Genomic DNA, 25,697 nt, shown 5'->3' with positions numbered 1-25,697 from the left:
CATGACCTCCACCGAATTCGCGGCCTACGCCACCGGTGAGCCGATCACCGACGCCAAGGCCCCCACAGGACCCGTCGCCGAACGCTGGGACACCCGCCGCTTCCAGGCCAAGCTGGTCAACCCCGCCAACCGGCGCAAGCACCGCATCATCGTGGTCGGTACCGGTCTGGCCGGCGGCTCGGCCGGCGCCACCCTCGCCGAACAGGGCTACCACGTCGTCCAGTTCTGCTTCCAGGACTCCCCGCGCCGGGCCCACTCCATCGCCGCCCAGGGCGGCATCAACGCGGCCAAGAACTACCGCAACGACGGCGACTCGGTCCACCGTCTCTTCTACGACACCGTCAAGGGCGGCGACTTCCGCGCCCGCGAGTCCAACGTCCACCGGCTCGCCCAGATCTCCGTCGAGATCATCGACCAGTGCGTCGCCCAGGGCGTCCCCTTCGCCCGCGAGTACGGCGGACTCCTCGACACCCGCTCCTTCGGCGGCGTCCAGGTCTCCCGCACCTTCTACGCCCGCGGCCAGACCGGCCAGCAGCTCCTGCTCGGCGCCTACCAGGCGCTGTCCCGGCAGATCGCCGCCGGAAACGTCGAGATGCACGCCCGTACGGAGATGCTCGACCTGGTCGTCGTCGACGGGCGCGCCCGCGGCATCGTCGCCCGCGACCTGATCACCGGCGAGATCTCCACCCACTACGCGGACGCGGTGGTCCTCGCCAGCGGCGGCTACGGCAACGTCTTCTACCTGTCGACGAACGCCATGAACTCCAACGCCACCGCCGTCTGGCGGGCCCACCGGCGCGGCGCGTACTTCGCCAACCCCTGCTTCACCCAGATCCACCCCACCTGCATCCCGCGCACCGGCGACCATCAGTCCAAGCTGACCCTGATGAGCGAGTCGCTCCGCAACGACGGCCGCATCTGGGTCCCCAAGGCCAAGGGCGACACCCGTGCCGCGGCCGACATCCCCGAGGACGAGCGCGACTACTACCTGGAGCGGATCTACCCCTCCTTCGGCAACCTCGTCCCGCGTGACATCGCCTCCCGCGCCGCGAAGAACGTCTGCGACGAGGGCCGCGGCGTCGGCCCCGGCGGGCAGGGCGTCTACCTCGACTTCGCCGACGCGATCCGCCGCATGGGCCGGGCCGCCGTCGAGGAGAAGTACGGCAACCTCTTCGACATGTACGCGCGGATCACCGCTGAGAACCCGTACGAGGTCCCCATGCGGATCTACCCCGCCGTCCACTACACGATGGGCGGACTCTGGGTCGACTACGACCTCCAGACCACCGTCCCCGGGCTCTTCGCCATCGGCGAGGCCAACTTCTCCGACCACGGGGCCAACCGGCTCGGCGCCTCCGCCCTCATGCAGGGCCTCGCCGACGGCTACTTCGTCCTCCCGGCCACCATCAACGACTACCTCGCCCGGCACCCCCACACGGAGCCCGTCACCGACGACCACCCGGCCGTGAAGGAGGTGCTCGCCGAGACCGAGGACCGGCTGAACCTGCTCCTCGCCGTCGACGGCGACCGCACCCCCGACTCCTTCCACCGCGAACTCGGCGAACTCATGTGGGAGTACTGCGGGATGGCCCGTACGGAAGCGGGCCTGCGGACCGCGCTGGCACGCATCCCGGAGATCCGCGAGGAGTTCTGGAGCCGGATCAAGGTCCCCGGCACGGGCCAGGAGTTCAACCAGTCCCTCGAGAAGGCCAACCGCGTCGTCGACTACCTGGAACTCGCCGAGCTCATGTGCCTCGACGCGCTCCACCGCGCCGAGTCCTGCGGCGGCCACTTCCGCGAGGAGTCCCAGACGCCCGACGGCGAAGCCGCCCGCCATGACGAGGAGTTCGCGTACGCGGCGGCCTGGGAGTTCGGCGGCACCGGCACGGCCCCCGTCCTCCACAAGGAGGACCTCACCTTCGAGTACGTCCACCCCACCCAGCGGAGCTACGCATGAGGCTCACCCTGCGCGTCTGGCGCCAGCAGAACGCCGGCGCCCCCGGCGCGATGTCCACCTACGACGTGGACGGAATCTCCGCCGACATGTCGTTCCTGGAGATGCTCGACACCCTCAACGAGGACCTCATCCTGCGCGGCGAGGACCCGGTGGCCTTCGACCACGACTGCCGCGAGGGGATCTGCGGCGCGTGCAGCCTCGTCATCAACGGCGACGCGCACGGACCGGAGCGGACCACGACCTGCCAGCTCCACATGCGGTCGTTCGACGACGGCGACACCATCGACGTCGAGCCCTGGCGGGCCTCCGCCTTCCCCGTCGTCAAGGACCTGGTCGTCGACCGCTCCGCCTTCGACCGGGTCATCCAGGCCGGCGGCTACATCTCCGCACCCACCGGCTCGGCCCCCGAGGCCCACGCGACCCCCGTCCCCAAGGCGGACGCGGACTCCGCCTTCGAGCACGCCGAGTGCATCGGCTGCGGCGCCTGCGTGGCGGCCTGCCCCAACGGCTCGGCCATGCTCTTCACCTCCGCCAAGGTCAACCACCTGAACGTGCTGCCCCAGGGCTCCCCGGAACGCGAGACCCGGGTCCTCGACATGGTGGCCCAGATGGACGCCGAGGGCTTCGGCGGCTGCACCCTGACGGGCGAGTGCGCGACGGCCTGCCCGAAGGGCATCCCGCTGCCGTCGATCGCGGCGATGAACCGGGAATGGCTGCGGGCGCAGCGGAAGGTGAAGGGCTAGGAGGCGGGGTCACAGGGGCGCGGCGTAGGGGTCGACGGAGACCCAGCCCTGCTCCGTCAGGACGAAGACCAGGCCCCCGGCGACCAGGAGGTTCCACGCCTCTCCTCCGGCGCGCGCCGAACCCGGAGGAAGCGTGAAGCGGCTCGCCACCGTATGCCGGGTCAGGTCCACGACGGCACCGCGGGCCCCGCAGAGCACGTAGGCCCGCTGGCCGGTCACGACGGGCGCGGGGTCGTCCGTGTCACACCGCATGCCCAGCGGAAGCTGCCAGACGGGGCCGCCCAGCAGCTCGGGGTCGATCTCGGCGAAGTCGTCGTCGGGCCGCTGGGAGTCGGCGCGGGCGAACACATGGCCGTCGGAGACGGTCAGGGAACGCAGTGAGACGTTCGCCAGCCGGTTGCCGAACCCGGTGTCGGGCCCGCGAGCCGGGGAGTTGAGGAGGAAGCCGGGCTCCTCGCCCTCCGGAGAGGAGATGCGGCACAGGAAGGTGCCGCGCGGGCCCTTGAGCATCACCACGGAGAACTGGACCGGATCGCAGGGCTCGGTGAGGCGCGTCGTGTAGAGCGGCCTGCCGTCCGTCGCGGCGAACGAGGAGACTCGCTCGCCGCTGAAGGCGTCGGCCCCCGCCGCGTCCTTCGCCGAGACCACGTGCACGGCGAAGGCGTCGACCCGGAGGAGACTCCCGCCGAACAGGGCGTGAGGGACGGAGCGTTCCCACCTCCGGTGTCCGGTCCGGGCGTCCACGGCGAGCAGGGTGCCGTCGACCAGGGACGCGTAGGCACGGGTGGCGTCGCCGGTGAGATGGAGCGGCTTCTCCTTCGTTCGGAGCGTCCAGCGAGCGGAACCGTCGGTGAGCCGTAAGCCCTTCAGTGCCCGTGGTGCCGGGACGACGACCACGCCGTCCACCACGGCGGGCGACTCCCCGCCGTTCACCTCCGCCCGTACGGACCAGAGCTCCCGCCCGGTCGCCGCGTCCAGCCGGACGACCCGTCTCGGCCCGGTCCCCCCGGTGGCGGAGAGACAGACGAGCGAGGCGTCGGCGAAGACGCACTGACCGAGATCGGCCCCCGCCGTCCAGGGCCGCCAGCCCTTCGGCCGGCGCTCGGGCGCGTCGGCGTAGGCGTGCGGAGCGGCTCCGTCGCCACCGGCCACGGGGCGGTACACCGTCGGGGCCGTGAGCGCGGCGGCCGACGGCACGTCCGGTTCGGCCGCGCTCCTCGTGGGGGCGGACGGGGTCCGCGCACCGCTGCCCGCGCCGGCTCCGGCACCACCCTCCGGCCACGCCATGTACGCGCCCGTCCCCACCGTCAGGGCCACCGCCGTGGCGAGGGCCACCAGCAGCGGCCTCCGAGGGGCTCGTGAGCGGTCCGTGGGGGCGGTGGTCGCGGCCGGTTGACGCGAGGGCGCGGCGGGAGCCGCCGGGCGGCGGCCCCACTCGTTCTCCGGCACCGTGCGGAACGCCGTCAGCAGGTCGTCGGGGCCCGGACGTTCCGCCGGTTCCTTCGCCAGGCACCACTGGACGATCTCGCGGACGGTCCCGGAGAGTTCCGCCACCTCCGGCGGCTCGTGGACCACGTTGTACGCCGTCATGTACGGGCTTCCGCCGTCGAACGGGCCCCTGCCCGTCGTCGCGTAGCAGAGGACCGCGCCCAGGGAGAAGACGTCCGTCGCCGGGGTCACCCGGTGCGGGGCGGAGAGCTGTTCCGGGGACATGTACGGAGGTGTGCCGAGGATGCGGCCGGTGATCGTCATGGTGCGGTGATCGGGCGCGCGGGAGATGCCGAAGTCGATGACCCGGGGGCCGTCGTCCGTGAGCAGGACGTTGTCGGGCTTGAGGTCACGGTGGATCACCCGCACCTGGTGCAGCTCGCGGAGCGCCTCGACCAGGCCCACCGCGAGGAGGCGCAACTCCGCTCCGGTGAGCGGTCCTTCGGACTCGACCCGGTCGCGGAGGGTGCGCCCGGGGACGAAGGCCGTCGCCATCCAGGGCCGCTCCGCGTCGGGGTCGGCGGCGACCACGGGGGCGGTGAACGCGCCGCTGACCCGGCGCGCCGCCCGAATCTCCTGGCGGAAGCGGGTACGGAACTCCGAGTCGGCGGCGAACTGTTCGTGCACGATCTTCAACGCGACGGGCCGCCCCGAGTCGGCCTGTGCCAGGTAGACGGTTCCCATCCCGCCGGCACCCAGCCGGTCGTGGAGCTCGTACCCACCGATCCGGCGTGGGTCGTTGTCCCGCAATGCCACGTCGTCCCCGTCCCCCGGTCTCGTGTGCGAGAGAGCGTACCGGGCGGCGGAGTCCGGATCAGGACAGTCTCGGGGCGTGGGCTCCGCCACACGGCGCACCCCGAAGCGAAAGATCATTCACGAAATGATCACTTTCTCCGTAAGATCTTCGCTTCGGGGTGCTGTCGACCGCGCGAACAGCAAGATCAACTCCGTTCAACCCTGTACATTTCATGGCAAGTTGTCCACATCGCAGCCAACCGGCTTCCGGCGATTTCCGCCCCGCGCCCACCCCCGGGTACTGATGAGCACTGCCGGGGGCATATGACCAAACCCCCGGTCGCACAGACCATTTGGGGGTTTCATGTCCAGCATCACCCGCCGCCGGGTACTCGGCGTCGCGGCCGGGGCCGCGGGGGCCGCCGCGGGCCTCGCCCTGGCCGGTTCCGCCGTCGCCGACGGTCCCCGAGCCGCCGCTCCCGCGGCCGGCCCGGCCCCGGCGTCCTTCGACGAGGTCTACCAGGGCCGCCGCATCCAGGGCGGGCCCGCGCACGGCGGAGGCCACCACGGGGGACACCACGGAGGGGGCTACTCCGTGACGATCGACGGCGAGGAACTGCACGTCATGCAGAACGCCGACGGCACCTGGATCAGCGTGATCAACCACTACGAGCCCGTCGCCACGCCCAAGTCGCTGGCCCGCGCGGCCGTCCGCGAACTCCAGGGCGCCCCGCTCGTACCCCTCACCCTCGGCTGATCGATCCAGGAGCGGCACCCGTCATGACCGTACGCAAGAACCAGGCCTCCCTCACCGCCGACGAGAAGCGGCGCTTCGTCAACGCCGTCCTGGAGCTCAAGCGCTCCGGGCGGTACGACACCTTCGTCACCACACACAACGCCTTCATCATGAGCGACACCGACAACGGCGACCGCGTCGGCCACCGCTCGCCGTCGTTCCTGCCCTGGCACCGGCGCTTCCTCATAGAGTTCGAGCAGGCGCTGCAGTCCGTCGACCCGACCGTCAACCTCCCCTACTGGGACTGGACGGCCGACCGCACCTCCCGCTCCTCGCTGTGGGCGCCCGACTTCCTCGGCGGCACCGGGCGCGCCCGCGACGGCCAGGTGCTCGACGGCCCGTTCGCCCGCAGCGGCAACCGCTGGACGGTCACCGTCCGCGTCGACGGCCGCGACTACCTGCGGCGCGACCTCGGCGCGGGCGGCCGCCAGCTCCCCACCCGCGCCGAGGTCGACTCCGTCCTCGCCATGGAGACGTACGACACGGCCCCGTGGAACAGCTCGTCGGACGGCTTCCGCAACCACCTCGAAGGGTGGCGCGGGGTGAACCTCCACAACCGCGTCCACGTCTGGGTCGGCGGCCAGATGGGCACCGGGGTCTCCCCGAACGACCCCGTGTTCTGGCTGCACCACGCCTTCATCGACAAGCTGTGGGCCGACTGGCAGGCCCGCCACCCCAGGTCCCCGTACCTGCCGGCCGCGGGCACCGCGAACGTCGTCGACCTCGGCGACACCATGCGCCCGTGGAACGACGTGACCCCGGCGGACATGCTGGACCACACCCGCCACTACACGTTCGACACGGCGGCCTGACCCCGCAGGACCGGGCCTCGGCTCCGTGGGCCTGGCCCCGTCGGACGGACCTCAGCCACGTCCGGCGGGCCCCAGGGCCCGGAGCAGATACGGCGCGGTGCGGCTCTCCGCCGCCCGCGCCACCCGGTCCGGAGGGCCCGCGGCCACGATCCGGCCGCCCTCGTCGCCGCCGCCCGGACCGAGGTCGACCACCCAGTCCGCGGTGGCGACCACGTCCATGTCGTGCTCGACGACGATCACCGAGTGACCGGCGTCCACGAGGCCGTGGAGCTGCCGCATCAGGACCTCGACGTCCGCCGGGTGCAGGCCCGTCGTCGGCTCGTCCAGGACGTACAGCGTGGGGGAGCGGTGCGGCCGCTGGAGCTCGGACGCGAGCTTGATGCGCTGCGCCTCGCCCCCGGACAGCTCCGTCGCGGGCTGCCCGAGCCGCAGATAGCCGAGGCCCACGTCGAGCAGGGTGCGCAGGCTCCGTGCGGCGGCGGGCGTGTCCTCGAAGAACACGGCGGCGGACTCGACGGTGAGATCGAGGACCTCGGCGATGGTGAGGCCCCGCAGCCGCACCTGGAGGGTCTCGGGGTTGTAGCGGGCGCCGTGGCAGTCGGGGCAGGGCGCGTACGTGCTGGGCAGGAAGAGCAGCTCGACGGAGACGAAACCCTCGCCCTGGCAGGTCTCGCACCGGCCACCGGGAACGTTGAAGGAGAAGCGGCCCGCCCTGTAGCCGCGCCCCCGCGCCTCCTCGGTCTCCGTGAACAGCTTGCGCACCACGTCGAACAGGCCCGTGTACGTGGCCAGGTTGGAGCGCGGGGTGCGCCCGATCGGCCGCTGATCAACCGTCACCAGACGGCCGACACCGGAGAGTTCCTCGGTGAGCGCGCCCACGAGCGTCGACTTCCCCGAGCCCGAGACACCGGTGACCGCCGTCAGCACGCCGACGGGGAAGGCCGCGTCGACCGACCGCAGATTGTGCCGGGACACCGGCCCCGTCCGCAGCCACCCGGCCGGTGCGCGCACCTCCCGCGCGGGTCCGGGCTCCCGGTCGAAGAGGAAACGGCGGGTCGCGGACGCCTCGACGTCCACGAGTTCGCCCGGCGGCCCGCTGTGGAGGACCCGCCCCCCGTGCACCCCGGCGAGCGGCCCGACGTCCACGAGCCAGTCGGCGTGCCGGACCACGTCGAGATGGTGCTCGACGACGAAGACGGAGTTCCCGGCGGCCTTGAGCCGGTCGAGCACCACGAGCAGCGCCTCCGTGTCGGCAGGGTGCAGGCCGGCGGAGGGCTCGTCCAGGACGTACACCACACCGAAGAGCCCCGAGCGCAGCTGGGTGGCGAGCCGCAGCCGCTGGAGCTCGCCGTTGGAGAGGGTGGGGGTGGCCCGGTCCAGACTGAGATAGCCGAGGCCCAGCTCGGTCACGGTCGCGATCCGGGCGACGAGGTCCCCGGTCAGGACGCGCGCGGTCTCCCCGTCCTCCGCCGCCGTGGTGGAGAGGAGTCCGGCCAGCGCCGTCAGCGGCAGCGACGCCAGGTCGGCGATGGTCCGGCCGGCGAACGTCACCGCGAGCGCCTCCGGCCGCAGCCGCCCGCCGCCGCAGACCGGGCAGGGAGCGCTGGTGAGGAAGCGCTCGGCCTTCGCCCGCAGCGTCGGGCTCTTCGAGTCCGAGAAGGTCCGCAGGACGTAGCGCCGGGCACTCATGTACGTGCCCTGGTAGGGGCGTTGGATGCGGTCGGCGTCCCGTACCGGATGGACCGTGACGACCGGCTGCTCGTCCGTGAAGAGGATCCACTCCCGGTCCTTCGCGTCGAGCTCGCGCCATGGCCGGTCGACGTCGTAGCCGAGCGTGTCGAGGACGTCCCGCAGGTTCTTCCCCTGCCAGGCACCCGGCCAGGCGGCGATGGCACCCTGACGGATCGACAGCTCGGGCTCGGGCACGAGGAGTTCCTCGCTCGTGTCGTGGAGGAGGCCGAGACCGTGACACGAAGGGCATGCGCCCGCCGCCGTGTTGGGGGAGAAGGCGTCGGAGTCGAGTCGCTCCGCGCCCTCCGGATAGCGGCCCGCCCGGGAGAACAGCATGCGGAGGGAGTTGGAGAGGGTGGTGACCGTACCGACGGAGGAGCGGGCGTTCGGGGAGGACCGGCGCTGCTCCAGGGAGACCGCCGGCGGGAGCCCCGTGATCTCACCGACCGCGGGCGCCCCCACCTGATGGATCAGCCGCCGCGCGTACGGCGCCACCGACTCGAAGTAGCGCCGCTGGGCCTCCGCGTAGATCGTGCCGAAGGCCAGGGACGACTTGCCGGATCCGGAGACACCGGTGAAGACGACGAGCGCGTCGCGGGGGATGTCGACGTCGACTCCGGCGAGGTTGTGCTCACGGGCGCCGCGGACACGGACGTACGGATCATGGTGGCTTTCGGGCATAACGTGATTTTATCCCTGGGGCCGCTTCCGGCCTGGTCAGGGTGTCGGGCAGCAGCGCGGCGACGTCGGACGGAGCCGCCGCACGGAGCCGCCGCACGGAGCTGCCGGGCGGCGGCGCCCCACGGAGCTGCCCGGGCGGCGGCGCCCCGCGGAGGCGCCGCGAGCGCCGGGGACGTCAGACCGCGAGCGACCGCTGCGCCCCCGGGGCGAGGCCGACCGCCTTCGCGAGCCTCCGGTACGACTCGCTCAGCGCCGCCCTGTCGTACGTGCTCGTGGTGACCAGGACCTCCTGCGCCCCGGTCTCCTTCACCGCCGCCTCCAGCGCCTCGGCCACCTGCTCCTCCGTGCCGTGCACATGGCCACTCAGACCCGACTCGTAGAAACCGCGCTGCTTCTCCGTCATCGTGAGCGCCTCGATCGCCTCGGGCGCGACGAGCGGCGGGAACACGCCCCGCGTCCGGGAGTGGGCGAGCGACCAGGCCTCCGGCATCAGCAGCCGGCGGGCCTCCGCCTCCGTCCCCGCCACCGCGACCGTCCCGGCGACCACCACGTACGGCTCGGCGGACCACGAGGAGGGACGGAACGCGGAGCGGTACGTCTCGACGGCGGCGAGCAGCCGGTCCCGGCCCCGGAGGTCGCCGATGACCAGCGGCAGTCCGGCCGCGGCCGCGATCGACGCGCCCTCGCCGGTCGCCAGGACGAAGGGCGGCACCCGCAGCCCCTCGGCGGGCCGGGCGTGCACCTGCGGGTGGGCGGTCTGCTCGCCGGTGAACCAGCCGAGCAGCTCGCCGAGCTGCTCCCCGAAGCGGTCGGCGTCGTCCTTGTCCCGCCCGAGCGCTCGGCGGATGCCGTCGGTGAAGCCGACCGAGCGGCCGACACCCATGTCGATCCGGCCGGGGAAGAGGGCCTCCAGGACGCCGAACTGCTCGGCCACGACCAGGGGTTGGTGGTTGGGGAGCATCACCCCGCCCGTACCGACCCGGATGCCCGTCGTGGCGGCGGCCACGGCGGCCGCGAGGATCGTGGGCGCGGAACCGGCGACCCCGGGCACGCTGTGGTGCTCCGACACCCAGAAGCGGTGGTAGCCGAGGGCCTCCACCTCCCGGGCGAGGCGCACGGTGTCGCGCAGCGCCTGGGGGGCGTCCTCGCCCTCCCGGGTGCGGGAGCGGTCGAGGACGGAGAAGCGGATGTCGCCGGGAAAGGTGCTCACAAGGGGTTCAACGTTCGGGACGGGGAGGGATTCCCGTATCGCGCCCTTGATCCACAGCGGCGGGGTGCCGCCCGCGTCCACCTTCTAGGCTGGGCCGCGTGACAGCCGACAACCACCGGCCCCTGGCCGTCTTCGACCTGGACAACACGCTCGCCGCGACCGCCCACCGTCAGCGCTTCCTGGAGCGGCGCCCCAAGGACTGGGACGCCTTCTTCGCGGCGGCGCCCGACGATCCGCCGCTGGACGAGGGGATCGCGCTGTGCCGCGAGGCGGCCGAGGAGTGCGACGTCGTCTACCTGACCGGACGCCCGGAGCGCTGCCGCAGGGACACCCTGGCCTGGCTGGCCGCGCAGGGGCTCCCGGAGGGGCCGATCCACATGCGCCGCAACCGGGACTTCCGCCCGGCCCGGGTGACCAAGGTGGAGATCCTGCGGCGGCTGGGCGCCGGCCGCACGATCAGGATGCTCGTCGACGACGACATGCTGGTCTGCGACGCGGCCGAGGAGGCCGGCTTCCCCGTCGTACGCGCCCGGTGGGCGACCCCGTCGGAGGAACTGAGGGACGCACAGGAGAAGGAGGGCCGGACCTGATGGGCGCGGAGCGGTTCACCGCGGCACCGGCGGTGGCGCGGCTGGAGGCCTACGACCGGTCCGAGATCCTCGGGGACGCCGCTGACCCGTTCGGGGTGGATGCGTGGGGTCTGGTCTGGCTGCCCAAGGAGCACCACTTCGGGATCAGGGCGGACGGCCGGCTCCTCGCCCACGCGGGGCTCCTCGTGCTGCCCCTGTCGGTCGGCGGGAGCCGGATGGACGTGGTGGGCCTCGGCGGGGTCGCCGTCGCCCCGGACCAGCGGGGCCGCGGGCTCGCCGCGCAGGTGGTGGGCGGAGCCCTTGAGCATGCGCGAACGCTGGGGCCCGAGTTCGCGCTGCTGTTCTGCCGACCGGACGTCTCCGGCCTCTACGTGCGGCTCGGCTGGAACGAGGTGGCCGGCGAGGTGGAGGTGGAGCAGCCCGACGGCCCGGCGACGATGCCCCTGCGGACGATGTGGTTCCCGCTCCGGAAGGGAAGCCGGTGGCCCGAGGGGCCGGTCCGGCTGCATTCCCGGCCGATGTGACGCGGATGTGACGCCGCTGCGACGCGGGAGCGTGGTCCGGCTCGACTCGCGGCCGTCTCCGGTTCCGTGCAGTGTGGATGGAGTCGGAACGCGAAGGAGAGGCCGCCATGGGAGATCACGTCTACCGCGTCACGGAGATCGTCGGGTCGTCCTCGGAGGGCGTCGACACCGCCATCCGGAACGGGATCACCCGCGCCTGCGAAACGCTGCGCTCGGTCGACTGGTTCGAGGTCACCGAGATCCGCGGTCACGTCGAGGACGGGCAGGTCGCCCACTTCCAGGTGGGCATGAAGGTCGGCTTCCGCCTGGACGAGCCCACCTAGGGCCTGCCCTTCGCCGCGGTCGAACCCCCGGTCCGAAGCTCCCGACGATGCCTCAGTGGCGTCGCTCGGGGGCTTTGTCGTGCTTCTTCTCCGGCGCACAGCGGATCAAAGGCCACTGATGGGGAGTTACCTGAGGTAACGGAACGCATGGTGCGCTCGCGGTGCGGAACGGGATGGTCAAGGACTTGACCATCCCGTTGGTCCAGACCAGAATCCAGGCCACATACCCGCGCGAACACCCCGTTCGGTCCCCCCATGTCGGGTCAGCCCCCCATGCCGCACGACCCTGTGCTGAACCGCAGAAGGTGACCTACGTGAAGAACCGCCATTTGGCCTGCCCCCTGGCAGCCGCCACAGCGCTCGCCCTCGCCGGCTGCGGGATGCTCCCGGGCGGCGGCGGGACGAAGACCGTCAACATCTGGCTCATGCGGGAAAGCGTCAGCGAGGACTTCCTCAACCGCTTCACCGAGGCGTACGAGGAGGAGCACGACGGCGTCGAACTCCAGGTCACCATCCAGGACTGGACCGGCATCGGGAAGAAGGTCACCGAGGCCATCCAAGGCCCCGGCGGACCCGACGTCATCGAGGTCGGCAACACCCAGGTCGCCCAGTACGCCGACACCGAGAAGCTCTTCGACCTCACCCTGGAGTCGGTCCGCGACCTCGGCAGCGAGGACTGGCTGCCCGGTCTCGCCGAGCCCGGCAGCATCGGCGGATCCCAGTACGGCATCCCCTGGTACGCGGCGAACCGCATCGTCATCTACAACAAGGACCTGTTCGCCGACGCCGGCATCGACAAGCCGCCGGCCAACCGCGCCCAGTGGCTCGCCGACACCGAGAAGCTCAACAGCAAGGGCTCCCAGGGCATCTACCTCGCCGGCCAGGACTGGTACACCCTCGCCGGATTCATCTGGGACGAGGGCGGCGAACTCGCCACCGACAGGGGCGGCGAGTGGACCGGCGCCCTCGAGAGCGCGGCGGCCCGGCGCGGCATGGCCTACTACAAGGAACTCCAGTCCCTCGGCTCCGGCCCCAAGGACGCGGACGAGCAGAACCCGCCGCAGGCCGACGTCTTCGCCAAGGGGGACGTGGCCCAGCTCATCGCCGCGCCCAGCGCCGTCGCCGCGATCCTCAAGGCCAACCCGGCCCTCAAGGACAAGCTCGGCTACTTCCCGATACCCGGCGCCAAGGAGGGCCAGCCCTGCGCGGTCTTCACCGGCGGATCCGACCTCATCATCCCGGAGAACGCACCCCAGCGCGGCGCCGCCCTCGACGTCGTCAAGGCGCTCGCCGGCGAGAAGTGGCAGACCGACCTCGCCCGCACCATGGGCTACGTGCCCAACAAGAAGGGCCTCGCCTCCGTCGTCGCCGGCCAGGAGGCCACCGCCGTCATGGCCAGGGGCGCCGCGCGCGGCCGCGCCACCCCCAACTCCGCGCAGTGGGCCAACGTCGAGGCCGACAACCCCATCAAGCCCTACATGACGGCCGTCCTCCAGGGCGAGGACCCGCTGAAGGCCGCCAAGCTGGCCTCGGCCGAGATCACGGACACCCTCGCCGAATAGCATTCAGCGCCTCCACACCCGCGGGCCTCCGGACGGTCATGTCGAATCCAGCCGGTCACGGAAGAAGTAAGGAGCCGGGCCACCGCTCACACGGTCCGGCGCCGCCCCTTCCCCTTCCGTACGCCGGAGGAGCCCGACATGGCCGCACCGACCCCCACGCTCGCCGTCCCCGCCCAGCCGCTCGGCGTCCCCGCCCAGCCCCAGCCGCTCGTCGGGCAGCCCGAACCCCGGGCCCTCGTCGAGCAGGCGGCGCCGCCGACCCCGGCCGAGGAGCCCACCCCCCGCTACCTCGTCGGACTCGCCCGCGACCAGGAGGACGTCCGCGCCGCCCAGCGGCTGCGCCACCAGGTCTTCGCCGGCGAACTCGGCGCCCAGCTCGACGGGCCGGAGCCCGGCCTCGACATCGACGCCTTCGACGCGTACTGCGACCACCTCCTCGTACGGGAGGAGACCACCGGCGAGATCGTCGGCACCTACCGCATCCTGCCGCCCGACCGGGCCGCCGTCGCCGGGCGCCTCTACTCCGAGAGCGAGTTCGACCTCACCCGGCTCGCCCCGATCCGGCACGACCTGGTCGAGGTCGGGCGCTCCTGCGTCCACCCCGCCCACCGCAACGGCGCCGTCATCGCCCTCATCTGGGCCGGGCTCGCCCGCTACATGACGAACACCGGCCACAACTGGCTCGCCGGCTGCTGCTCCCTCCCCCTCGCCGACGGCGGCACCCTCGCCGCCGCCACCTGGGACACGGTCAAGGCCAAGCACCTCGCCCAGGAGGAGTACTGGGTCACCCCGCACAAGCTCTGGAGCCCCGAGGGCATCACCCGACCCGAGGGCCGCACCGAGCTGCCGCCGCTGCTCCGGGGCTACCTCCGGCTCGGCGCCTGGGTCTGCGGCGCCCCCGCGCACGACCCCGACTTCGGCGTCGCCGACCTCTACGTCCTGCTCTCGCTGCGCCGGACCAACCCGCGCTACCTCAACCACTTCCTCTCGCTCGCCCCGGCACGGTGAACGGGACCACGGCCCTCTCGCCGTGGCTCCCCACGGCGCCCTGCACCCCGGGCCACTGCGCCGCCCATCCCGAGTCCGCCCACCGTCGGAGCGGCGCCGACGCGGACCCGGCCGGGGTCGTCCGGGCCGTGGTCCGGCTGATCGCCGGACTCGGCACCGTCCTCCTCGGCCTCCTCCTCGCCCCGCCGGCCGGCCTCCTGCCGGCCGCCACCCGGCTCGCCCTCGTGCGGTACTGGATGCGGGTGGTGGTCCGCGCCTTCGGCGTCCACGTCCGGTACGAGGGACCGGCCGCCCCGGCCGGCGGCCCGCTCCTCGTCGTCGCCAACCACGTCTCCTGGCTCGACATACCGCTGATCGCCGCCGTCCTGCCCGGCCGCACGGTCGCCAAGTCGGAGGTGCGACGCTGGCCCGTCCTCGGCACGCTCGCCGCGCTCGGCGGCACCCTCTTCATCGACCGGGAAGGGATCATGGCCCTGCCCGGCACGGTACGGACCATGTCCGGCGTGCTCGCGGGCGGCGGCCGTGTGGTCGTCTTCCCCGAGGGCTCGACCTGGTGCGGACGGGAACGCGGCCGGTTCCGCCCGGCCGCGTTCCAGGCCGCCCTCGACGCCGGTTGCGCCGTGCAGCCGATACGGCTCGACTACCGGCCCACGGACGCCGCCGCGTACGTCGGGGCCGACCCGCTCGGCTCCTCACTGTGGCGGGTCGTCTCCGCACGCCGGCTCACCGCCGTCGTCCGGCTCCGGGAGCCCCTCCCCGGAGCCCTGTACCCGGACCGCCGTGCCCTGGCGGCCGCCGCTCAGCGGGCCGTCGCCAGCGACAGCGCGAACCTGCCCTCGCTGTCGGTCCACCAGCGGTCGAGCTCGAGGTCCGCCTCCGCGAGCTCGGCCCGGACGCCCGCCTGACGGAACTTCGCGGACACCTCCGTCCGCATCTCCTCGCCCGCCGCGAACGGCACCACGAGATCCAGTTCCGGGATCTTCACGGTCAGCGCGCGGCGGGCCCGCAGCCGCATCTCGATCCACTCCCGCTCGTGGTCCCACACCGCCACGTGGTCGAAGGCGTCCGGGTCGAAGTCCGCGCTCAGCTCCCGGTCGATCACCACGAGCACGTTCTTGTTGAAGGCGGCCGTCACCCCGGCCGAGTCGTCGTACGCGGCGACGAGCGTCGACTCGTCCTTCACCAGGTCCGTGCCGAGCAGCAGCGCGTCGCCCGGCGTGAGCATCGCCCGTACGGAGCGGAGGAAGGTCCGCCGCTCGCCGGGCAGCAGATTGCCGATGGTGCCGCCGAGGAAGGCCACCAGGCGCGGCCCCGGCGTCCCGGGCAGCGCGAGCCCCCGGGTGAAGTCGGCGACCAGGGCGTGCACGTGCAGCCCCGGCCGCTCGGCGAGCAGCGATTCCGCGGCCCCGGTCAGCGCCGACTCGCTCACGTCCACCGGCACATAGCCGTCCAGGCCGGGCAGCAGCGCGTCGATCAGGAACCGGGTCTTCTCCGAGGAGCCGGAGCCCAGCTCCACCAGGGTCCTGGCCCCGGTCGCGGCGGCGATCTCCGGCGCCCGCGCCTTCAGGATCTCCCGCTCGGCCCGGGTCGGGTAGTACTCGGGCAGCCGGGTGATCTCCTCGAAGAGCTCGCTGCCCCGGGCGTCGTAGAACCACTTGGGCGGCAGCTCCTTGGGGGAGCGGTTGAGCCCGTGGAGGACGTCGGCGCGCAGATCGGCGCCGGCGGCGTCCGGGGCGAGGGTACGGGTCAGCTGGAACGGGCTCACGCGGAGGGCTCCTTGAGCGGGGTGAGGGTGACGTCGGCGCGGGTGGCGGTCACGAGCGTGTGCCCGGGGACCTCCCGCCAGCGCGGATCGTCGTCGTACGGTTCGGAGGCCACGACCACCCGGTCGGGACCCGTCAGATAGCAGAGGCTGTTCTCCCAGGCGGTCGCGGCGATCAGCGACCCGTCGGTGAGCAGCAGGGTGAGACCGGAGCCGGGGGCCGCCTCGGCGACCTCCCGCACCGTGTCGGCCAGGGCGGGGCCCGGCGCGTCGCCGGACCGCAGCCGGTGCAGGACGAGTGCCCAGAGCAGCGCCGAGTCGGTCCGCGCCTCGAGCCCGAGCAGCTCGCCGGCCGGGAGGGTCGCGGCGAGCGGCGCGAGCGAGCCCGGCCAGCCCCGGACGGCGCCGTTGTGGCTGAACAGCCAGGGCCCGGCGGCGAACGGCGCCGCGGCGGCCTCCCCGTCGGCGCCCGGCAGGGTCGCCCCGCGGACCGCGGCGAGCAGCGCACGGGAGCGCACCACCCGGGCCAGGTCCGCGAAGGAGAGGTCGCCCCAGATGGGGCCGGAGCGCCGGTACCGGGCCGGCACCGGATCGCCTTCGGCGTACCAGCCCACCCCGAACCCGTCGGCGTTCACCACACCGCTGGTCTGTGTACGGGGCTCCCAGGACTGGCGCAGCAGGGCGTGTTCCGGCCGGACGAGCAGCTCTCCCAGCGCCACCGGCTCGCCCACGTAGGCGATGTGACGGCACATCAGTCGAGCTCCGCGCTGCGGGCCGTACGGAAGCCGGAGAAGATCTGGCGGCGCACCGGCAGGTCCCAGTTGCGGAAGGTGCCCCGGCAGGCGACCGGGTCGACGGCGAAGGAGCCGCCGCGCAGCACCTTGTGGTCGGGGCCGAAGAACACCTCCGAGTACTCCTTGTACGGGAACACGGTGAAGCCCGGGTACGGCAGGAAGTCGCTCGCCGTCCACTCCCACACGTCACCGATCAACTGCCGTACGCCGAGCGGCGACGCGCCCTCCGGATAGCTGCCCGCGGCGGCCGGCCGCAGGTGCCGCTGCCCGAGGTTGGCGTGCTCGGGACCCGGATCGGCGTCACCCCACGGATAGCGGCGCGAGCGCCCGGAGTCCGGGTCGTACCGGGCCGCCTTCTCCCACTCGGCCTCGGTCGGCAGTCGCCGGCCCGCCCAGCGCGCGTAGGCGTCCGCCTCGTACCAGCTCACGTGCAGGACCGGCTCGTCCTCCGGCACCGGCTCGGTCACCCCGAACCGGCGGCGCAGCCACTGGGCACCGTCCCGGCGCCAGAACAGCGGGGCCGCGATGCCGTGCTCCCTGATCTGCGCCCAGCCCTCGGGCCGCCACCAGCGCTGGTCCGTGTACCCGCCGTCGGCCATGAAGGCCAGATAGGCGCCGTTGGTGACCGGCACGGTGTCGATGTGGAAGGCGGGCACGACCCGGATGTGCGCCGGACGCTCGTTGTCCAGCGCCCACGGCTCCTCCGAGGTCCCCATGGTGAACGGACCACCGGGGACGAGGACTTCGGTGGGAAGCGGGCCGCTCCGCAGGGGCGGCGGCGGGGGAGCGGTCAGCGCCGCGGGGCCCTTCCGCAGCTGATGGGTGATCAGCATCGTCTCGTCGTGCTGCTGTTCGTGCTGGGCGACGAGACCGAAGGCGAAGGCGGCGCGGAGCAGCGGACGCTCGTCGAACTCGGCGCGCTCCAGCACGTCGAGGACGCGCAGCCGTACGTCCGCCGCGTAGCTCCGGGCCTCGCCCGGCGCGAGCAGCGGCAGCGAGGGGCGGGCGGACCTCGGGTGCTCGAAGGCGTCGTAGAGCGAGTCGATCTCGGGCCGCAGCGCCTCCTGCCCGCCGACGGCCCGCCACAGCCACAACTCCTCCTGGTTGCCGATGTGTGCCAGGTCCCAGACCAGCGGAGACATCAAGGGGGAGTGCTGGGCGGTGAGTTCACCGTCCTCGACACAGGAGGTGAGCAGCTCCGAACGGGCCCGCGCGGCGGTCAGGGCGTCCAGGGCGTGCCGGCGCAGGGCATCGGGGCCCAGCTCGGTCCGGGTCTCCGTCATGACGTCAGCACCTCCAGGTCGTCGGCCGGGCAGCTCCCGGGGATCACGTACCGCTCGTGGAAGGCGGCGACGGCCTGCCGCACCTCCTTGCTCGCCCCGATCCGGGGCAGCGCATCGAGGGCCGCGGCGAACACGGCGAGGGCGGTGGCGTGCAGCTCGGGGTCGGTCAGGCCGTCACGGGCCGCCGCCAGCCAGAGCGGGTTGCGCGGGGCGGGGGCGTAGCCGGCCCGCTCCGCGAGGGGCTTCACCGCCCGGTACACGGTCTCCGCCGCCGCCGGGTCGTCGAACACCGCCGTCGTCACGGCCACCGGCACCATCCACCCGTCCGGGCCCGGCTGCGCGTCGACCATCCGCAGCTCCAGATGGCCGCGCGGCCGCACCGGCGGGAAGAGCGTCGTCATGTGGTATCGCAGGTCGTCGGCGTCGGCCGGCCGGGGCAGGCCCGAGCGCAGCCAGTCGCGGAAGGTCATCCCCTCCGGCACGGCCCACGGCCCCTCGTCGGCCCGTACGCACATCACCGGGGTGTCCAGGACGTGGGCCGCGTACTCGGCGCGCGGCTCCCCGTCCGGCAGGGGGGCGAGGGTCCGCCGGGGGTCGAGGTCCGCCCACAGCGCCTGCCGCGTCGAGCGCCAGCCGGTGCGACGTCCCTCGTGCAGCGGGGAGTTGGCGAAGGCCGCCACCAGTACCGCACCGAGGAGATGGGCGAGCTGCCAGCGCCGGTGGTAGCCGAGCGGCCCCGGCTCCTCAAGGCCCGCGTCCAGGCAGATCTGCACCGACGCCGAGTCGCACATCATCGCCCGGCCGGCGGGGCCGGTGCGGTCCAGCGCGGCCTCCATGGCGTCGTACCGCGGCTCGTGGAGCACCCGGCCGCGCGGCGAGTGCCAGGGGTCCACCCCGTAGCCGCTGAGGGTGAGGCCGAGCGGTCCGAGCGCCGACCGTACCGCCCGGAGATCGGCGGCGAGGGAGTCGAGACATTCCATGAGCGAACCGGCCGGACGCGAGCTGAGCTCCAGCTGCCCGCCGGGTTCGAAGGTCAGGGACGACACCAGCGGCAGGGACCGTACGGTGTCGAGGGCCGCCGCGAGCCTCGGCGGGCGGACGGGGAGCCGGGGGTCACGCAGCTCGTGCACGAGCCATTCCAGCTCCACCCCCACGGTGCGGGGCGGGCCGGTCTTGAAGCAGATACATCGAAGCAGTTCCTCCGCCTCCGCCTCGGCGAGAGGGGGTTCGCCGCTCCGTATGCCGCTGGACGACATCCGTACACCTCCTGGTCGTCAGGCCGGTCGTCGGGACCGGCCCCGGGAAGTTCTGCTTCCACCTAAAGCCACCACCGAGCGGCGTGCAAGAGCGCCCCGAACCCGCCGAACGCGCCTCCTGCGCCCCCACCCGGCCGGAAACCGCCGGGGACAGGTCCTGTCGGGACCCGGCCGGATCCTGGGAAATTCCGTTGTCCCGGCCGGGACGAAACGATCATCCTGAGGCCATGAGTGCACGACTGCGCGCGATCGCGCGGCAGACCGAGGAGATCGTTGCCGCGGGCCACTACCAGGCCCCCGACGGCCGCACCGTCTCCGTCGCCGAGGACCTCGCCGCCGCCCTGGCCGGAACGCGACTCCACGGCCCCGAGCCCGTCACCGTCACCCCCGACACCGACCGGACGCCCACCCTCGACGTCACCGGCGAGAGCAGCCTGGCCGCCGCCCGGCGGATGACCGCCGCCGACGCGACCCGCCCCGTGGCCGTCCTGAACTTCGCCTCCGCCCGCAACCCCGGCGGCGGCTACCTCAACGGCGCCCAGGCCCAGGAGGAGGCGCTCTGCCGCTCCTCCGCCCTCCACGCCACCCTGCTCCGCGCCCCCGACTACTACGCTCACCATCGCGAGGACCGCGACGTCCTCTACACCGACCGGGTCATCCACTCGCCCCGCGTACCGGTCTTCCGCGACGACCGCGGCGCCCTCCTCGCCGAGCCCTTCACCGTCGGCTTCCTCACCTCGCCCGCGCCCAACGCCGGCGTCGTCCGCCGCCGCACCCCCGACCTCGTCGACCGCCTGCCGGGCGCCCTCGCGTCCCGCGCCGAGCGGGTCCTGGAGACGGCCGCCGCGGCCGGCTACCGGCGGCTCGTGCTCGGCGCCTGGGGCTGCGGCGTCTTCCAGAACGACCCCGAACAGGTCGCCGGCGCCTTCACGGCGCTGCTCACCGGGGGCGGCCGCTTCGCCGGCCACTTCGAGGAGATCGTCTTCGCCGTCCTGGACCGCGCCCCGGGCACACCGACCCTGGCCGCCTTCGCCCGGGTCGTCGGGGCCGCCGCCTGACATGCGGGGCCCGCACCCCCGTGCGAGGCTGAGGGGATACGGACCACCGTCCGACACCCGTCACGGGAGGCACGATCGTGGGCAAGAAACAGACCCGGACGAACCGGGGAGCCCGTACCGGCGGCCATGAGCACCGCACCGAGGCGACCACGAAGGAACAGACCTCGGCGGCTCCCAAGAGCGAGACGTCGATGCCCCTGGTGGAGCACGCCTCGCACCGCAAGGAACGGAAGTTCGGCCACAACTGAGGGTGGCCACCAGCGAGTTCGGCCCCGCATGAGTTCGGCCGCGACCGAGCCGAGCCGGTCGGGCCGAACGGGCCGAGCGAGCACGGAGCGAGGCGGGGAGCCGACGGGGGTACGAGGCCGGGGCCCGGCGCCGTCACGGCACCGGGCCCCGGCCCGTGTCCCTCCTGCCCGATGTCGGCTACTCCCCGTCGCCGACCCTGATCTCGACGCTCTCCTCCGGCGCCCGCGGCGCCGGAGCCACTCCCACGCCCAGCCGTTCCTGGGCGGCCGGGTTCATCGTGGAGAGCAGCTGCCGGGCCAGACCCAGACCGGTCCCGCCCATGGTCAGCGCCTTGGCGAACACGTCCGCCATGCCGTCGGCGCCGTTGAGCAGCACCATCTGGTCCACGTTCCCGAACGCCGAGGCGCCCGCGGAGACGATCTCCGGCCACTTCTCGGCCAGCTGCTGCGCGACCACGGCCTCCTGGTTCTCCGCGAGCGCCGCCGCACGGGCCTTGATCGACTCGGCCTCCGCCAGGCCCTTCGCCCTGGTCGCCTCCGCGATCGCGAGCCCCTTGGCGTGCTGCGCCGCCGCCTCCGCCTCACCGGTGAGCCGGGTCGCCGTCGCCTTGGCCGCGCTCGCCAGCTCGGTCTCCTTCGCATCGGCCTCGGCCGCCGAGATCCGGGCGTCACGCTCGGCCGCGGCCAGCGTCCGGGTCTCGTACGCCATCGCGTCGGCCGGCTTGCGGACCTCCGCCTGGAGCTGCTGCTCCTTACGGTGTCCCTCCAGCTCCGCGACCCGGGTCTCCTGGACGACGACCTCCTGGCGCGAGGCCGCCTCCGCCAGCGGACCGGCCTGCCGGGCCGTCGCGGACGCCTGGTCCCGCTCGGCCTGGTAGCCCGCCTGGAGGATCTCGCTGTCGCGGGTCGCCTCCGACATCCGTGCCGCGGCCTGCTGCTCGGCCTCGGTCGCCCGCCGGTTGGCCTCCGCCTGCGCGATCCGCGCGTCCCGCTGGACGGCGGCCGCGTGTGGGGCGGCCAGGTTCTTGATGTATCCGGTCGGGTCCTCGATCTCGTGGATCTGCAGGGAGTCGACGATCAGACCGAGCTTCTCCATCTCCGTGCCACAGGCCGAACGCGCCTGCCCGGTCAGCTTCTCCCGGTCACGGATCATGTCCTCCACGGTCAACCCGCCGACGATGGCGCGGAGATGACCGGCGAAGACGATGTGCACCCGCTCGCTCATCAGCTTCTGCTGGTCGAGGAAGCGGCGTGCGGCGTTGGCGATCGACACGAAGTCGTCACCGACCTTGAAGATCACCACACCCTGGACCTTCAGCGGAATGCCCTGGTGGGTGACGCACTCGACGGACAGCTGGGTCTCGTTGAGGTCGAGCGAGAGCTTGCGCACCGCCTGCACACCCGGCAGGACGAGCGTGCCGCGCCCGGTGACGATGCGGAACCCCATACCCGCGCCGAGGCCCTCGTTCTTGTGGTTGGAACCGGAGATGATCAGCGCCTCGTTGGGTTCCGCGACGCGCCACATCATCTTGAAGACGATGACGAGAACGGCGAAGGCGCCGACGACGGCGCCCGCGAGAATGCCGATGCCCATGGACATGGTCCCCCTTCACCGGAGCCGGTGCGGATCCGGTGAAGGGAGTGTGCGCCTGTGACCGGCGCCGCTCAACGGTTGCGTCAACTGTCGTACGCGGCTGTGACATAGACGGTGCGTGGAGGGAGATGTTCCATGACCATCACCACCGTTCCGACGTCGATCCGTTCCTTCGGGGAGGCCGGATGGGCGAGGAAGTGCTCGGCACCGCCCCGGATCCGGACGATCACCTCACCGACGAGACCGGGCCCGACGGTGCCGGTCACCCGGCCGAGCAGTCCCACCATCGAGGAGTCCATCGACGCGTCGTCCATGGCTGAACGGTACGTCAGATCCAGTCGTCCAGCGCGGACATGAACCCGTCGAAGTCGTCCCGGTGGATCGTGTGACCCGCCTTCTCCACCGTACGGACGGTGAATCCCCGGTCCGTCAGCATCCGGGCGTGCTCCGGCCGCACCAACGCGCTCGGATCGGCGAGGGTGACGAGGGAGGGCACCACGGGCCGGACCGGCCACATGTCGGCGCCCACGAACGCCGTGAGGCCGTGCGCCGTCCGCTCGTCCCAGTCCCGCACCGACGCCATCTCCACGTCGACGTCCTCGTCCGGCCAGTGCGGGTTGAACCCCTTGATCTGCTCCCGGGTCATCGACCTGCCCCGGACGAAGAGCTCGGCCCGGTAGCCGCAGGGGCCGGCCGCCAGGTGCCAGGCCGGGTCGGAGTACACCGCCCGGGCCGGCGCCAGGCGCTCCACCGCCCGGCCGAGCACGAGCCCGCCGAGCGAGTGGCCGATCGCCAACTCCGCCCCGGAGGGCAGGGATTCGACCAGGTCGTCGGCGTGGTCCACCGGACGGTACGCCTCCGGGCCCGCGGCCCGCCCGCTCGCCCCGTGCCCCCGCAGGTCCACCGCGATCACCCGGTAGCCGCGCTCCGCGAGCGCCGGGCCGACCCGCCGCCAGGTCCGGTGGTCGGCCATGAGGCCATGGACGAGCAGGGCGATCCGGTCGCCCGAACCCCAAGTGGTGGTGTGCAGACGCACGGTGCGGCCTCTCTGACGGTGCCGGGCGGGCGCCGACCGGGGTCAGCGCACGCTGCGGATGGGGCGCACGGCGAGCGCGCCGAGTACCGACAGTACGGCGGCGATCAAGAACAGCGCCGTGTACCCGCCACTGAGCGAGACGACGAGCGAGGCCACGAAGGGGGCGACGATCTGCGGCCCCGCGTTGGCGACGTTGAGGACACCCATGTCACGGGCGGCGTCCTCGGCCTTCGGCAGCACCATGGTCACCAGTGCGGTGTCGACGGCCATGTAGCAGCCGAAGCCGAGGCCGTTGACCGCGGAGAACGCCAGCATGGCGGTCCAGCTCGTCGAGACGGCCGGGATGAGCAGGGCGACGGCGGCCAGCGCGGCGGAGGCGCCCACGAAGAGCTTGCGCCGGTCGAAGCGGTCCGACAGCCAGCCGCCCAGCACGGTGGAGACCACCATCGCGACCGCGTTGAGCGGCATGAGGATCGCCACCGCCTCCTCGGGGCTCAGCCCGGCGGGCAGCTCGGTGTGGTCCTTGAGGATGTACAGCTGGAACCCGGCCACCGCGAAATAGCCCAGGACCAGCAGGGCGCGGCCGATGAAGGCCCAGCGGAAGTCATGGTCCTTGAGCGCGCTGCCGAAGGCCGCGAGCTGCTCCTTCACCGGCAGCGGGGCCTTCGCGGGCATGCGCTGCTCCCGCGCGCAGCTCGTGAACAGCACGGAGGTGGCCGCGACGATCGCCCCGAAGACGAGATAGCCGGTGCGGTAGTCCTCGGAGAAGGCGGCGCCGACCAGGGCGCCGATCGTCGAGCCGACGGGGAGGCCGAGGCCGACGGCCGCCGAGGCCTTGCCCCGGGCGGCCATGGGGATCCGGTCGGGCACCACGGAGGTCAGGGCCGCCTGGTAGATGTTCATGACGGCCTGGCCGAGACACCAGGCGATGGTCACGAGCAGGATCGTGTGGACGCTGCCGAGGAGCAGCATCACGGGCAGCACGAGCAGACCGCCGGCGAGGATCCACGGGTTGCGGCGGCCCGAGCGGTCCGACAGCGCGCCCGCCACCGGATTGAAGACGGTGGCGAAGATCGCGGATATGCCGGAGACGAGACCGAAGTTGGCCACCTTGTCGGCCGGGTCGATCTCCTCGATCTGGAGCGCGAGGAGCAGCCCGGGGACGCCGATGTACAGGGCGTACATCGCGGTGTTCCCGGCGAGGAGCAGGGTCAGCAGCCCGCGGGTCGGCCGGCCGGCCGCGGCGGAGCCGGGACCCGGATCGCCGGTGCCCGAGGTGGTGGAGCCGGGGGAGGAAAGGGCCACGGTGCCCTCCTGGGGAGATCGCCCGACGAGGGGCGAGAAGCGGATCGAACGAGTTAGTTACACGTGTCAGTGACACGTGTGAGCATTGTGTAGCACCCGTTTCCGGCCATCCGCCAGACCCTGGGCCGGATTGTTCTGGAAAGATGCCGAAGCGATGAGTCAGCCAACCGAACACACCCCCGAACGCCCCACCGGGCGCGCGGTCCCGACCAGCGCCGATGTCGCCCGTCTCGCGGGCGTCTCCCGGGCCACCGTCTCGTACGTCCTGAACAACACCTCCGCGGTCCGCATCAGCGAGCCCACCCGCCGCCGGGTGCGCGAAGCGGCCGAGGAACTGGGGTACGTGCCGCACGCGGCCGCCCGCAGCCTGCGGGCCGGCCACAGCCGGATGGTGCTGCTGCCGACCTCCCACGTGCCGGTCGGACCGCTGTACAGCCAGTTCTTCAACGAGTTCCAGTGGGCCCTGCGGCGCCTCGACTACACGGTGGTCCAGTACGGCAGCGTCGGCCTGGAGGCCGAGGAGGCCGCCCGCGCCTGGGCCGAGCTCCGGCCGGTGGCCGTGGTCTCGCTCGGCGAGGTCCAGCTGACCGGGCAGGGCGTCGAGATCCTCAAGAGGTCCGGGGCACGGGCCGTGATCACCCTCGGCACCCAGGGCGTCGAGGGCACCCACGCCCTCGTCATGGACCAGGGACGGGTGGGCGAGGTGGCCACCGCCCACCTCGTGGAGAGCGGCCGCCGCCGGATCGGCGTCGTCATCCCCGAGGAGCCGGGCCTCGCCATGTTCTCGGGCCCCCGCCTCGACGGCGCGCGGCGCGCGGTCCACGGCACCGACGCCACCGTCGTACCCCTGCCGCTGCGGTACGACGAGGAGTCGGCGAACGAGCTCGCGGCGCGCTGGCGGGAGCTCGGCCTCGACGCCGTCTTCGCCTACAACGACGAGTACGCGATGCTCCTGATGCGGGCGCTCCAGGACGCCGGCCTGGCCGTGCCGGAGGAGGTAGCCGTCGTCGGCGCGGACGATCTGCTGCTCGGCCGGCTCCTGCGGCCCCGGCTCAGCACCGTGCGGATCGACATGGTGCTCGGACGCGAACTCGCGGAGCTGGTCGACCGGGCCGTCCGGGAACCGAAGGTCCCGCCCCGCACCCGCGCGCTCCTCGCCTCACAGGTCGTCCGGCGCGAGTCCAGCTGACCGGCCGCCCGG

24 protein-coding genes are annotated in these 25,697 nt (G+C 72.9%); 13 read left to right on the top strand and 11 right to left on the bottom strand.

The genetic code is table 11. From position 1 onward, the window contains the following. The first annotated feature begins 1 nt into the window (after position 1). Together E0F75_RS05205 and E0F75_RS05200 are read left to right on the top strand one after the other, a co-directional pair. Positions 2 to 1,957, top strand: a complete 1,956-nt coding sequence (locus E0F75_RS05205; RefSeq protein ID WP_187621273.1) for a fumarate reductase/succinate dehydrogenase flavoprotein subunit — start codon at positions 2 to 4, stop codon at positions 1,955 to 1,957. Further along, positions 1,954 to 2,700, top strand: a complete 747-nt coding sequence (locus E0F75_RS05200) for a succinate dehydrogenase/fumarate reductase iron-sulfur subunit (protein WP_187621272.1) — start codon at positions 1,954 to 1,956, stop codon at positions 2,698 to 2,700. Before E0F75_RS05205 ends, E0F75_RS05200 begins: the two co-directional genes overlap by 4 nt. Before the next feature lie 9 nt (positions 2,701 to 2,709). Here the strand turns inward: E0F75_RS05200 and E0F75_RS05195 are convergent, their stop codons facing one another. Continuing rightward, positions 2,710 to 4,944: a protein kinase gene (locus E0F75_RS05195; protein ID WP_187621271.1), complete on the bottom strand. Its 2,235-nt coding sequence runs from the start codon at positions 4,942 to 4,944 to the stop codon at positions 2,710 to 2,712. Positions 4,945 to 5,287: 343 nt separating this feature from the next. On the opposite strand from E0F75_RS05195, the gene E0F75_RS05190 reads away from it, so the two are divergent. Both E0F75_RS05190 and E0F75_RS05185 read left to right on the top strand, forming a co-directional pair. Next, positions 5,288 to 5,680, top strand: a complete 393-nt coding sequence (locus tag E0F75_RS05190) for a tyrosinase cofactor (protein ID WP_187621270.1) — start codon at positions 5,288 to 5,290, stop codon at positions 5,678 to 5,680. Between the two features lie 23 nt (positions 5,681 to 5,703). Beyond that, a complete protein-coding gene (locus E0F75_RS05185; protein WP_187621269.1) occupies positions 5,704 to 6,531 on the top strand; it encodes a tyrosinase family protein in 828 nt (275 codons plus the stop codon). A gap of 51 nt (positions 6,532 to 6,582) precedes the next feature. Here E0F75_RS05185 and E0F75_RS05180 read toward each other — a convergent pair whose 3' ends face one another. Together E0F75_RS05180 and E0F75_RS05175 are read right to left on the bottom strand one after the other, a co-directional pair. Continuing rightward, entirely contained in the window at positions 6,583 to 8,943 is a 2,361-nt protein-coding gene (locus E0F75_RS05180) for an excinuclease ABC subunit UvrA (RefSeq protein ID WP_187621268.1), read from the bottom strand. 175 nt (positions 8,944 to 9,118) lie between these two features. After that, positions 9,119 to 10,153 (bottom strand): LLM class flavin-dependent oxidoreductase, encoded by a 1,035-nt coding sequence (locus E0F75_RS05175; RefSeq protein ID WP_187621267.1) that lies wholly within the window; start codon positions 10,151 to 10,153, stop codon positions 9,119 to 9,121. Between the two features lie 98 nt (positions 10,154 to 10,251). Here E0F75_RS05175 and E0F75_RS05170 point away from each other — a divergent pair, with 98 nt between their 5' ends. The 6 genes from E0F75_RS05170 to E0F75_RS05145 all read left to right on the top strand — a co-directional run bounded on the left by E0F75_RS05170 (position 10,252) and on the right by E0F75_RS05145 (position 15,065). After that, positions 10,252 to 10,743 (top strand): hypothetical protein, encoded by a 492-nt coding sequence (locus E0F75_RS05170; protein ID WP_187621266.1) that lies wholly within the window; start codon positions 10,252 to 10,254, stop codon positions 10,741 to 10,743. Continuing rightward, positions 10,743 to 11,267: a GNAT family N-acetyltransferase gene (locus E0F75_RS05165; RefSeq protein WP_187621265.1), complete on the top strand. Its 525-nt coding sequence runs from the start codon at positions 10,743 to 10,745 to the stop codon at positions 11,265 to 11,267. Before E0F75_RS05170 ends, E0F75_RS05165 begins: the two co-directional genes overlap by 1 nt. 107 nt (positions 11,268 to 11,374) lie before the next feature. Further along, positions 11,375 to 11,590 carry a dodecin gene (locus tag E0F75_RS05160; RefSeq protein WP_187621264.1) on the top strand — a complete coding sequence of 72 codons (216 nt, stop codon included), beginning with the start codon at positions 11,375 to 11,377 and terminating at the stop codon, positions 11,588 to 11,590. 314 nt (positions 11,591 to 11,904) lie between these two features. Beyond that, entirely contained in the window at positions 11,905 to 13,152 is a 1,248-nt protein-coding gene (locus E0F75_RS05155; protein ID WP_187621263.1) for an extracellular solute-binding protein, read from the top strand. Positions 13,153 to 13,290: 138 nt separating this feature from the next. Continuing rightward, entirely contained in the window at positions 13,291 to 14,160 is an 870-nt protein-coding gene (locus E0F75_RS05150; RefSeq protein WP_187621262.1) for a GNAT family N-acetyltransferase, read from the top strand. Next, a complete protein-coding gene (locus tag E0F75_RS05145; RefSeq protein WP_187621261.1) occupies positions 14,157 to 15,065 on the top strand; it encodes a 1-acyl-sn-glycerol-3-phosphate acyltransferase in 909 nt (302 codons plus the stop codon). The genes E0F75_RS05150 and E0F75_RS05145 overlap by 4 nt, the downstream gene beginning before the upstream one ends. On the opposite strand, the gene egtD is transcribed toward E0F75_RS05145, so the two are convergent. The 4 genes from egtD to egtA are packed head-to-tail and all read right to left on the bottom strand — an operon-like array spanning position 14,960 to position 19,255. Next, the gene (gene egtD / locus E0F75_RS05140) at positions 14,960 to 15,925 is read right to left on the bottom strand and encodes an L-histidine N(alpha)-methyltransferase (RefSeq protein ID WP_187621260.1); all 966 of its coding nucleotides are present in this window, start codon (positions 15,923 to 15,925) and stop codon (positions 14,960 to 14,962) included. The genes E0F75_RS05145 and egtD overlap by 106 nt on opposite strands. Further along, entirely contained in the window at positions 15,922 to 16,674 is a 753-nt protein-coding gene (egtC, locus tag E0F75_RS05135) for an ergothioneine biosynthesis protein EgtC (RefSeq protein WP_187621259.1), read from the bottom strand. The genes egtD and egtC overlap by 4 nt, the downstream gene beginning before the upstream one ends. After that, positions 16,674 to 17,999 carry an ergothioneine biosynthesis protein EgtB gene (gene egtB / locus E0F75_RS05130; protein ID WP_187621258.1) on the bottom strand — a complete coding sequence of 442 codons (1,326 nt, stop codon included), beginning with the start codon at positions 17,997 to 17,999 and terminating at the stop codon, positions 16,674 to 16,676. Before egtB ends, egtC begins: the two co-directional genes overlap by 1 nt. Further along, on the bottom strand, positions 17,996 to 19,255 hold the full coding sequence (gene egtA / locus E0F75_RS05125) for an ergothioneine biosynthesis glutamate--cysteine ligase EgtA (RefSeq protein ID WP_187621257.1): 1,260 nt from the start codon (positions 19,253 to 19,255) through the stop codon (positions 17,996 to 17,998). Before egtA ends, egtB begins: the two co-directional genes overlap by 4 nt. A 227-nt stretch (positions 19,256 to 19,482) precedes the next feature. On the opposite strand from egtA, the gene E0F75_RS05120 reads away from it, so the two are divergent. Both E0F75_RS05120 and E0F75_RS05115 read left to right on the top strand, forming a co-directional pair. Beyond that, entirely contained in the window at positions 19,483 to 20,313 is an 831-nt protein-coding gene (locus E0F75_RS05120; RefSeq protein ID WP_187621256.1) for a TIGR02452 family protein, read from the top strand. Between the two features lie 77 nt (positions 20,314 to 20,390). Beyond that, positions 20,391 to 20,561, top strand: coding sequence for a hypothetical protein (locus tag E0F75_RS05115; RefSeq protein WP_167346832.1), 171 nt, complete (start codon positions 20,391 to 20,393; stop codon positions 20,559 to 20,561). Positions 20,562 to 20,739: 178 nt separating this feature from the next. Here the strand turns inward: E0F75_RS05115 and E0F75_RS05110 are convergent, their stop codons facing one another. The 4 genes from E0F75_RS05110 to E0F75_RS05095 all read right to left on the bottom strand — a co-directional run bounded on the left by E0F75_RS05110 (position 20,740) and on the right by E0F75_RS05095 (position 24,496). Beyond that, on the bottom strand, positions 20,740 to 22,155 hold the full coding sequence (locus tag E0F75_RS05110; protein ID WP_187621255.1) for a flotillin family protein: 1,416 nt from the start codon (positions 22,153 to 22,155) through the stop codon (positions 20,740 to 20,742). Between the two features lie 83 nt (positions 22,156 to 22,238). Next, on the bottom strand, positions 22,239 to 22,469 hold the full coding sequence (locus E0F75_RS05105; protein ID WP_030313172.1) for a hypothetical protein: 231 nt from the start codon (positions 22,467 to 22,469) through the stop codon (positions 22,239 to 22,241). A gap of 14 nt (positions 22,470 to 22,483) precedes the next feature. Then, the gene (locus E0F75_RS05100; protein WP_187621254.1) at positions 22,484 to 23,191 is read right to left on the bottom strand and encodes an alpha/beta fold hydrolase; all 708 of its coding nucleotides are present in this window, start codon (positions 23,189 to 23,191) and stop codon (positions 22,484 to 22,486) included. Between the two features lie 42 nt (positions 23,192 to 23,233). Then, on the bottom strand, positions 23,234 to 24,496 hold the full coding sequence (locus tag E0F75_RS05095) for an MFS transporter (RefSeq protein ID WP_187621253.1): 1,263 nt from the start codon (positions 24,494 to 24,496) through the stop codon (positions 23,234 to 23,236). A 154-nt stretch (positions 24,497 to 24,650) separates the two neighbouring features. Here E0F75_RS05095 and E0F75_RS05090 point away from each other — a divergent pair, with 154 nt between their 5' ends. Continuing rightward, on the top strand, positions 24,651 to 25,685 hold the full coding sequence (locus E0F75_RS05090) for a LacI family DNA-binding transcriptional regulator (RefSeq protein WP_187621252.1): 1,035 nt from the start codon (positions 24,651 to 24,653) through the stop codon (positions 25,683 to 25,685). Positions 25,686 to 25,697 lie beyond the last annotated feature (12 nt).

It is taken from the genome of Streptomyces sp. CB02980, from assembly GCF_014451325.2.
Classification (GTDB): domain Bacteria; phylum Actinomycetota; class Actinomycetes; order Streptomycetales; family Streptomycetaceae; genus Streptomyces.
Note: the sequence above shows the minus strand (reverse complement) of the source record. Positions and strands in the feature narration are given on the sequence as shown.

Coding starts and splice junctions, on each gene's coding strand:
- E0F75_RS05205 (WP_187621273.1), top strand. CDS start 2: ATGACCTCCACCGAATTCGCGGCCTACGCCACCGGTGAGCCGATCACC.
- E0F75_RS05200 (WP_187621272.1), top strand. CDS start 1,954: ATGAGGCTCACCCTGCGCGTCTGGCGCCAGCAGAACGCCGGCGCCCCC.
- E0F75_RS05190 (WP_187621270.1), top strand. CDS start 5,288: ATGTCCAGCATCACCCGCCGCCGGGTACTCGGCGTCGCGGCCGGGGCC.
- E0F75_RS05185 (WP_187621269.1), top strand. CDS start 5,704: ATGACCGTACGCAAGAACCAGGCCTCCCTCACCGCCGACGAGAAGCGG.
- E0F75_RS05180 (WP_187621268.1), bottom strand. CDS start 8,943: ATGCCCGAAAGCCACCATGATCCGTACGTCCGTGTCCGCGGCGCCCGT.
- E0F75_RS05165 (WP_187621265.1), top strand. CDS start 10,743: ATGGGCGCGGAGCGGTTCACCGCGGCACCGGCGGTGGCGCGGCTGGAG.
- E0F75_RS05160 (WP_187621264.1), top strand. CDS start 11,375: ATGGGAGATCACGTCTACCGCGTCACGGAGATCGTCGGGTCGTCCTCG.
- E0F75_RS05150 (WP_187621262.1), top strand. CDS start 13,291: ATGGCCGCACCGACCCCCACGCTCGCCGTCCCCGCCCAGCCGCTCGGC.
- egtC (WP_187621259.1), bottom strand. CDS start 16,674: ATGTGCCGTCACATCGCCTACGTGGGCGAGCCGGTGGCGCTGGGAGAG.
- egtB (WP_187621258.1), bottom strand. CDS start 17,999: ATGACGGAGACCCGGACCGAGCTGGGCCCCGATGCCCTGCGCCGGCAC.
- egtA (WP_187621257.1), bottom strand. CDS start 19,255: ATGTCGTCCAGCGGCATACGGAGCGGCGAACCCCCTCTCGCCGAGGCG.
- E0F75_RS05120 (WP_187621256.1), top strand. CDS start 19,483: ATGAGTGCACGACTGCGCGCGATCGCGCGGCAGACCGAGGAGATCGTT.
- E0F75_RS05110 (WP_187621255.1), bottom strand. CDS start 22,155: ATGGGCATCGGCATTCTCGCGGGCGCCGTCGTCGGCGCCTTCGCCGTT.
- E0F75_RS05105 (WP_030313172.1), bottom strand. CDS start 22,469: ATGGACGACGCGTCGATGGACTCCTCGATGGTGGGACTGCTCGGCCGG.
- E0F75_RS05090 (WP_187621252.1), top strand. CDS start 24,651: ATGAGTCAGCCAACCGAACACACCCCCGAACGCCCCACCGGGCGCGCG.